The sequence below is a fragment of the Arthrobacter sp. Hiyo1 genome (genome assembly GCF_001263615.2).
Classification (GTDB): domain Bacteria; phylum Actinomycetota; class Actinomycetes; order Actinomycetales; family Micrococcaceae; genus Arthrobacter.
Map to the genome: position 1 here is coordinate 821,355 of NZ_DF952469.1, position 4,894 is coordinate 826,248.

The following is a 4,894-nucleotide window of genomic DNA, read 5'->3' on the forward strand; positions in this document are numbered from 1 at the left end:
CCCGGCGATTGCCGCCGCGATCGAATCCCTGCCGGCCGACGCGAAGGGCCTTGCTTTCCTCGAGGTCGATAGCGACGCGGACATCCTTGATATCGCCGCTCCCGAGGGCGTGGAGATGCGCTGGCTCCTTCGCTCCGGAGTCCCGGCCGGATCAAGCTCGATCCTGCTCGATGCCTTGGGCGAAGCCGAGTGGCTGCCCGGACGCGTAGACGTGTTTGCGCACGGTGAACGCGGCTACATGAAGGGCCTGCGCGACATCTTCTTCAAGCAGCGTGGGCTCGAGCGGTCCCAGGTATCGCTTTCCGGATACTGGGCCCAGGGGCGTGTGGAGGACGATTTCCAGGCGGAGAAGAAACTCCCTATCGGGCAGATCTAGCGGCCCTTACCGCTTGGCGGCCCAGCGGACGCGGCTAGCGCCGGCGTACGCGGCGGCGCTCGTTGCTGGCCAGTCCCTTGGTCAGTGGCCGGGCAAGGTTGTCCCCCAGCACGATTCCCGCGGCCACACCCAGCACGATTGCTCCGGCGTTGAGCATGCCTCCCGAACCCACCAGTACATCTGCTTCTTGCACCGTCAATACATACATGGAACGGAATATCTTCAGGCCCGGGAGCAGGATGAGGGCTGCCGGGACGGCGACCACGAGCTGCGGGGCTCCGAGCCTGAGCGCCACCATCCGCGCGAGCAGGCCGATGACCACGGCGGAAATCGCCGGCGAGAGCCGGTCTCCGAAACCAAGGCTGGAAGCCCCCCACAAGACGAAGTAACCCACCAAACCCACTGCCGCCGTCGGGAGCAGAAGTTTGAGCAGGGTCTGTTCGGTGATGCCGATGGCAATCACGCTACGGCTATCAGGATGGCCTGGCCCCACAATGGATACGCCTCGGGGAATGTTTGCGTGACGTCGATCGCGACGCTGCCGATGAGGTCACCCACAACTACCGCGACGGCGATGCCCGCAACGATCGCGCCGAAGGTCAGGATCGTGGACAGGAATCGTCCGGCCGCAGTCACGGGGAATCCGTTGATGGCGTCTTGCACGGAAGAGACGAGCCGCCCGGTTGGCAACAGCAGGAGAATGCCGCCCGCCACGACGATGGACGGCGGGATGTCCGCCCCGGTCCAGTGGAGCATGAGCGCGATGAACGTGACCAGGAAGGAGCAGGCCGCTGTCACGAAGAAGTCGGGCGTGCGCCACTTGCCCAATTGCCGGGCCACGAGATTGACAAGCATGTTGGAGACGAAAGCCAGGGCGGAAGCGCCAAGTCCCCCGCCCAGGACTCCGACGAAGACAGCAGAGAAGACGCCGAACGCCATGGTGACCATCCACCGTGGGAAGGGCTTGCTGCTGCGGATAATGTCATCCAGCCGGTTCACCGCTTCCGACCTGCCTACACCGCCAGCCACGATATCCGTGACGAGTTGGTGCACCTGGGCCAGGCCTGCGTAGTTGTTGGTCCAGGAGCGAACAACCCGGAGCAGTGTGATGGGGGTCTGGTCCTTGGGCGCATAGTTGAGCGCGACCGACTGGTTGGTGATGTCCACTTCGATGTTCTTCAAGCCGAGCGCAGCCGTGACCGCGATGATGCTGGTCTCCACTTCCAGGGCACCTGCCCCGTAGCGGAACATCGTTTCGGCCATATGCAGGGCGAAGTCGATGGTCTTGCGGGCCGAAGCGTCAACACCGCCCACATGGATGATGGGGTTGGCGTAGGGACTACCCGCCAGGCGGTCGACGATGCTCATGGGGGCAGTGGGAGGGTTCTCCCCCTGCACCAGCCTGCGAAGCATGCGCTTGGCGTTGACATTCTGGCGCACCTGGATGGCTTGAGCGGCTGCGTCTTGGGCAAGCCATCCGTGTTGGGCCTGTTGTCGGGGCGGTCAGTCACGCGGGTGTTCCTCCAAAGGGCGTGGTTCCTCCATATACGGGGTAGTGCAACATGCGGTAGGCGGGGTGGCGCTGCGAGCCTTCTGGAACTGCTGGCCTAGTAGAACTGTTGACCCGTGCGACGGGTGTAGATCTGCCGTGCGATACGTTCGCCCGCAGCAGTCCAGAGCTTGTACTTCAGCGGGCTGATGACTTGGTCATAGCAGCCGACGAAGTCGGTGACGGTCTTGCTGAAGCTGGTCTTGAACAGGCCAAGTCCGTGGAACGGGTGCGAGGTGTCTTTGAGCCGGTCCGCGGGCGGAGTGCCGCAGAAATCGTACTCCGTGCAACCCAGTTCCTTGACCTGGTTGATGGCCGTCCACTGGACCAAGTGCGAATCGCCGTACTGCGCGCGCTTCTGCAGCGATCCGCCGTCCTTGTAGGTGCCTTTCCGGCCATAGTTGATGACGAAGGCTCCGACCGATGGCACACCGTTTTCAAAGACAAAGAGGAGCCTGCCCTGGCCACGCTCGATGAAGTTGGTCCAGAACTGGCGATAGTACCCGAATTCACGGACCCGCACTTGGGACTTCGCCTCAACCGTGTTAGTCATCAGCGCATACATCGAACGGAAGTTCTCTTCCGTGGGTTCCATGGTGTGCACTTCAACGCCTTCGCGGATGGCCCGGCGAACGGCGTTGCGGCCGCGGGAATGCAGGTTGCGCAGCAACTGGTTCTCCTCGGGAGAGATGTCCAGCAGGGCTGTGGAGTCGTTCGGCTGCAGGTTGGGGGTCTTGACCACTCCGGTGGCCTCGATCGCGTCCCGGGCTTCGCCACTGAGGACAATGTCCGGCTCCATCTTAACGGCGAAAACCCCGAGCTTGTCCCGCTTCACGAATTCCCGGTTTGCTTGATGATCCCCGGAATGTCCTCGACGCCGGCAACGTCGGGGCCCTTGATGAGGTACCAGAGCTTGCCGAGCAGTGGAAAGCTCTTCTCCAGGACCAGGTTGTAGCTGCTGTAGTCCGCGGTCTCGTAGACGAGATGCAAGGGCTTCCAGCCAAAGTGTTGCTTCACGTCCGCGAAGGCCTCGGATTGGAGGAGGTTGCCGCCGTTGGGGTTGGCCGTGACGTGTTTGTCCCAGTGTTCGATTTCCTCGGCGGTGGCAAAGCGTGCGGTAAATTCTCGCAAGGGGGCCGTGTCCAATCAGTTGCGTACGTGAGGCAGCAGGCACCGGTGTGCGGCGCAGGCGTTCAGCTCCAAGTCTATCGGCCCCCACAGCAAGCTACTGCGTGGTCCGTCACCAACGCCTTGGGCTGGGTCCCTTCGATTTCTCCTCCTGGCCTTCCAGTACCCAGCGCCTTGGGTATCGGGATGCGGGCGTCAGCACTCCACGACGTTGACGGCGAGGCCGCCCATGGCGGTTTCCTTGTATTTGGAGGACATGTCCTTGCCGGTCTCGCGCATGGTCACGATGACCTCGTCCAGGGAGACGCGGTGGGTGCCGTCGCCCCAGAGCGCCATCTTCGCCGCGTTGATGGCCTTCGCCGCTGCGATCGCGTTGCGTTCGATGCACGGGATCTGCACGAGTCCGCCGATCGGGTCGCAGGTTAGTCCGAGGTTGTGTTCCATTGCGATCTCGGCAGCGTTTTCCACCTGTCCCGGGGAGCCGCCCATGACTTCGGCCAATCCGGCGGCGGCCATCGAGGAAGCGGAGCCGACCTCGCCCTGGCAGCCCACTTCGGCGCCGGAGATCGAGGCCTGCTCCTTGTAGAGCACCCCGACGCGCCCGCGGCGAGCAGGAACTTCACCACGACGTCGTCGCGGTCCTGTTGCGTGGCCTTGTCCATGCCGGGGGCGAAATGCAGGGCGTAGTACAGCACGGCAGGAATGATCCCGGCGGCGCCGTTGGTGGGCGCGGTGACCACGCGGCCGCCCGAGGCGTTTTCCTCGTTCACGGCCAACGCGATCAGGTTCACCCATTCCTGCCAGTACTTCGGATCCCGGTAGTCAGGATCCTGGTCTTTGGTTTCCTTCAGGAGACGCTCGTGCCAGTCCGGGGCCCGACGGCGGACCTTCAGTCCGCCGGGCAGCACGCCTTCGCGCTTGAGGGACGTTTCAACACAGGCCTCCATGACGGACCAGATGTGCAGCAGGCCTTCGCGGATTTCCTCTTCGGTGCGGGAGGCGCGTTCGTTGATGAACATGATGTCCGAGATGCCAAGCCCCTTGGAGGAGCAACGGCCCATGAGTTCGGCGGCAGTGCGGAAGGGCAGCGGGAGTTCCTTCTTGGACTCCTCCAGTTCCTTCTGGGCCGCGTCCTCTTCACCCTCCCGGACGATGAAACCACCGCCCACGGAAAAGAACGTGGCCTCGTGCAGCACCTCGCCGTCGGCGTCGGACACGGAGAACTTCATCCCGTTCGTATGCCGGGGAAGAACCGTGAGCGGGTGCAGGATCATGTCCGCTTCCCCGTACGGCAGCGACACCCCCGATTCGGGATCGACAGCGCCGCAAAGGCTCAGCAGACCGGTCTCCGCGATCGACGCGAGCCGTTCCTCCACTTCCTCGGGGAGGATCTCCTCGGGGTGGTAACCCTCCAGGCCCAGCAGCACCGCAGTCATGGTGCCGTGCCCCCGGCCCGTGGCAGCCAAGGAACCATACAGATCAACGCGCAGCGACGCCACCCGTTCCAGGGCACCGGAATCCTTCAGCTCACCCGCAAAGACCGCAGCAGCCCGCATCGGCCCCACGGTATGCGAACTCGAAGGACCAATCCCAATAGAGAAAAGATCGAAGACGCCAACAGCCATTGTCGGATTCCTTAGTTAGTTGTGGTCGGGTTGGGGCGGGTGAGCGGATTCCGCGGAGAAGGTGAGGGACGGAGCCCCTTCGGGTCCGACCTCCGGCAGCATGCGTCTAAGGGAGCATCACGTCCGCTCAGCGGGCGTCTATGCGACCGAGCATGCCGAGGAGGCCGAACCCGACGGGCCCAAGGTGACCCAAAAACCCGTCCGAACCGGAACCCG

The 4,894-nt window shown here is 63.5% G+C and carries 1 protein-coding gene and 3 pseudogenes; 1 reads left to right on the top strand and 3 read right to left on the bottom strand.

Features of this window, described 5'->3' with window-relative positions:
* Positions 1-376, top strand: a 376-nt coding sequence (locus tag AHiyo1_RS08065) for a siderophore-interacting protein (protein ID WP_148667501.1), incomplete at its 5' end; no start/stop codon positions are given.
* 34 nt (positions 377-410) lie between these two features.
* Here AHiyo1_RS08065 and AHiyo1_RS08070 read toward each other — a convergent pair.
* The 3 pseudogenes from AHiyo1_RS08070 to AHiyo1_RS08080 all read right to left on the bottom strand — a co-directional run bounded on the left by AHiyo1_RS08070 (position 411) and on the right by AHiyo1_RS08080 (position 4,678).
* Positions 411-1,887: pseudogene (locus AHiyo1_RS08070) on the bottom strand (threonine/serine ThrE exporter family protein).
* A gap of 96 nt (positions 1,888-1,983) precedes the next feature.
* Positions 1,984-3,056 (bottom strand): annotated as a pseudogene (locus tag AHiyo1_RS08075) (lipid II:glycine glycyltransferase FemX).
* Between the two features lie 192 nt (positions 3,057-3,248).
* Positions 3,249-4,678, bottom strand: a pseudogene (locus AHiyo1_RS08080) (L-serine ammonia-lyase).
* Positions 4,679-4,894: the final 216 nt, after the last annotated feature.